This window comes from Pseudomonas sp. NPDC099000 (genome assembly GCF_044759925.1).
Taxonomy (GTDB): Bacteria; Pseudomonadota; Gammaproteobacteria; order Pseudomonadales; family Pseudomonadaceae; genus Aquipseudomonas.
On the sequence record NZ_JBIWAF010000053.1, the window covers coordinates 2536 to 5202 of the forward strand.

A 2667-nucleotide genomic window follows, 5' to 3' on the forward strand; every position below is an offset into this window, starting at 1 on the left:
CTTCCCCCTCCACCATTTTTAGCGAGAGCTGCAAGCTCCGCGGGGCTCGTTTAGTGGTAGAACCTCAGCCTTCCAAGCTGATGATGCGGGTTCGATTCCCGCTACCCGCTCCAAGTTTGCAGGTCCTGCAAAGCGTTATGCTCTTGTAGCTCAGTTGGTAGAGCACACCCTTGGTAAGGGTGAGGTCAGCGGTTCAAATCCGCTCAAGAGCTCCATATAACAAGGCAGATATGAAAATATCTGCCTTTGTTTTAATGGCTGGTATTACTGTTTAATTCTTCTGCTGGGGGTTGCTTCGATGGCTAAGGAAAAGTTCGAACGTAATAAGCCGCACGTCAACGTAGGCACCATTGGTCACGTAGACCACGGTAAAACTACCCTGACCGCTGCGCTGACCCGTGTCTGCTCCGAAGTTTTCGGCTCGGCAAAGGTTGATTTCGACAAGATCGATAGCGCCCCAGAAGAAAAAGCACGTGGTATCACCATTAACACCGCTCACGTTGAATACGATTCGGCCGTGCGTCACTACGCACACGTTGACTGCCCAGGTCACGCCGACTACGTAAAGAACATGATTACCGGTGCTGCTCAGATGGATGGCGCTATCCTGGTTTGCTCGGCCGCTGATGGTCCGATGCCGCAAACCCGTGAGCACATCCTGTTGTCCCGTCAGGTTGGCGTTCCGTACATCGTTGTCTTCCTGAACAAGGCTGACATGGTTGACGACGCTGAGCTGCTGGAGCTGGTTGAGATGGAGGTGCGCGATCTGCTGAGCACTTACGATTTCCCGGGTGACGACACTCCGATCATCATCGGTTCGGCGCTGATGGCGTTGAATGGTCAAGACGACAACGAGATGGGTACCACAGCCGTCAAGAAGTTGGTCGAGACTCTGGATACTTATATTCCGCAGCCTGAGCGTGCTATTGATAAGCCGTTCCTGATGCCGATAGAGGATGTGTTCTCGATCTCCGGTCGCGGCACTGTTGTGACTGGTCGTGTTGAGCGTGGCATTGTCCGCATTCAGGAAGAAGTTGAGATTGTTGGTCTGCGTGACACTGTCAAAACTACTTGCACTGGTGTTGAGATGTTTCGCAAGCTGCTCGACGAAGGTCGTGCTGGCGAGAACTGCGGCGTTTTGCTGCGCGGTACCAAGCGTGATGATGTTGAGCGTGGCCAGGTTCTGGTCAAGCCGGGCACCGTCAAGCCGCATACCAAGTTCACTGCTGAGGTTTACGTTCTGAGCAAGGAAGAGGGTGGTCGTCATACGCCATTCTTCAAAGGCTACCGTCCGCAGTTCTACTTCCGTACGACTGATGTGACCGGTAACTGCGAATTGCCAGAAGGCGTTGAAATGGTAATGCCAGGTGACAACATCCAGATGACTGTCACTCTGATCAAAACCATCGCGATGGAAGATGGCTTGCGTTTCGCTATCCGTGAAGGCGGTCGTACCGTCGGCGCTGGTGTCGTAGCCAAAGTTATCGAGTAAATTGTTGTAATGTCTTTTTCGGGCCGGCATAATGGTCGGCCTGATTTTGTTTTAGGTCAGTAGCTCAATTGGCAGAGCGACGGTCTCCAAAACCGTAGGTTGGGGGTTCGATTCCCTCCTGACCTGCCAGATTCACTTGGTGTGTCTGGCTTTCTTTTCACAGGATCTTCATAGATGACTCCTAAAGCTGAAGCTCAAGGCTCTCGCTTCGATCTGCTCAAGTGGCTTGTAGTAGTCGCCTTGGTGGTTGTTGGCGTTGTTGGCAATCAGTATTTCTCTGCTTCGCCGATCCTGTACCGCGTACTTGCATTGCTCGCCATTGCTGCTGTAGCTGCCTTTGTAGGCCTGCAAACAGTCAAGGGCAAGTCTTTCTTTGTACTGGTTAAGGAAGCACGCACCGAGATTCGTAAAGTCGTATGGCCAACTCGCCAAGAAACCACGCAGACCACGTTGATTGTTGTGGCTGTTGTTCTGGTTATGGCGTTGCTGTTGTGGGGGCTTGATTCCCTGCTCGGCTGGCTTGTTTCCTTGATTGTCGGCTAAGGGTGTCCCGTGGCTAAGCGTTGGTACGTTGTGCATGCTTACTCCGGTTACGAGAAGCATGTCATGCGCTCGTTGGTAGAGCGCGTAAAGCTGGCTGGCATGGAAGATGGCTTTGGCGAAATTCTGGTTCCCACTGAAGAAGTGGTTGAAATGCGTAATGGCCAGAAACGCAAAAGCGAGCGTAAGTTCTTCCCAGGTTATGTGCTGGTTCAGATGGACATGAATGAGGGTACTTGGCACTTGGTCAAGGATACTCCTCGGGTGATGGGTTTCATTGGCGGTACCGCTGATAAGCCTGCGCCGATCACAGATAAAGAGGCAGAAGCGATTCTGCGTCGCGTTGCTGATGGTAGCGACAAGCCGAAGCCGAAGACGTTGTTCGAGCCGGGTGAGTCGGTACGCGTCAATGACGGTCCGTTTGCCGATTTCACCGGCACGGTCGAAGAAGTTAACTACGAAAAGAGTCGGATCCAAGTGGCTGTGCTCATTTTCGGTCGCTCTACTCCGGTAGAGTTAGAGTTCAGTCAGGTCGAAAAGGTCTAGCTGAACAAGCATCCCAACCCCGCAGCCCTAGGCTGTGGGGTTTTGTCGTCACTGGGATAAACGCGCAAGTAACCGGGGAGCCTTTCGAG

The 2667-nt window shown here is 52.7% G+C and carries 3 protein-coding genes and 4 tRNA genes (1 of these 7 only partly in view); all 7 read left to right on the forward strand.

The annotated features are described in order from the left end of the window. Positions 1-15, forward strand: a tRNA-Tyr gene (locus ACIQV9_RS28805) (it extends 69 nt beyond the left edge of the window). A gap of 24 nt (positions 16-39) precedes the next feature. Continuing rightward, positions 40-113 (forward strand) — tRNA-Gly (locus ACIQV9_RS28810). Between the two features lie 26 nt (positions 114-139). Next, positions 140-215: transfer RNA gene (locus ACIQV9_RS28815), tRNA-Thr, on the forward strand. Positions 216-298: 83 nt separating this feature from the next. Further along, the gene (gene tuf, locus ACIQV9_RS28820) at positions 299-1492 is read left to right on the forward strand and encodes an elongation factor Tu (protein WP_010467251.1); all 1194 of its coding nucleotides are present in this window, start codon (positions 299-301) and stop codon (positions 1490-1492) included. A 53-nt stretch (positions 1493-1545) separates the two neighbouring features. Then, positions 1546-1621 (forward strand) — tRNA-Trp (locus ACIQV9_RS28825). A 45-nt stretch (positions 1622-1666) separates the two neighbouring features. After that, a complete protein-coding gene (secE, locus tag ACIQV9_RS28830; protein ID WP_007984402.1) occupies positions 1667-2035 on the forward strand; it encodes a preprotein translocase subunit SecE in 369 nt (122 codons plus the stop codon). 9 nt (positions 2036-2044) lie between these two features. Further along, positions 2045-2578 (forward strand): transcription termination/antitermination protein NusG, encoded by a 534-nt coding sequence (nusG, locus tag ACIQV9_RS28835; RefSeq protein ID WP_007896622.1) that lies wholly within the window; start codon positions 2045-2047, stop codon positions 2576-2578. Positions 2579-2667: the final 89 nt, after the last annotated feature.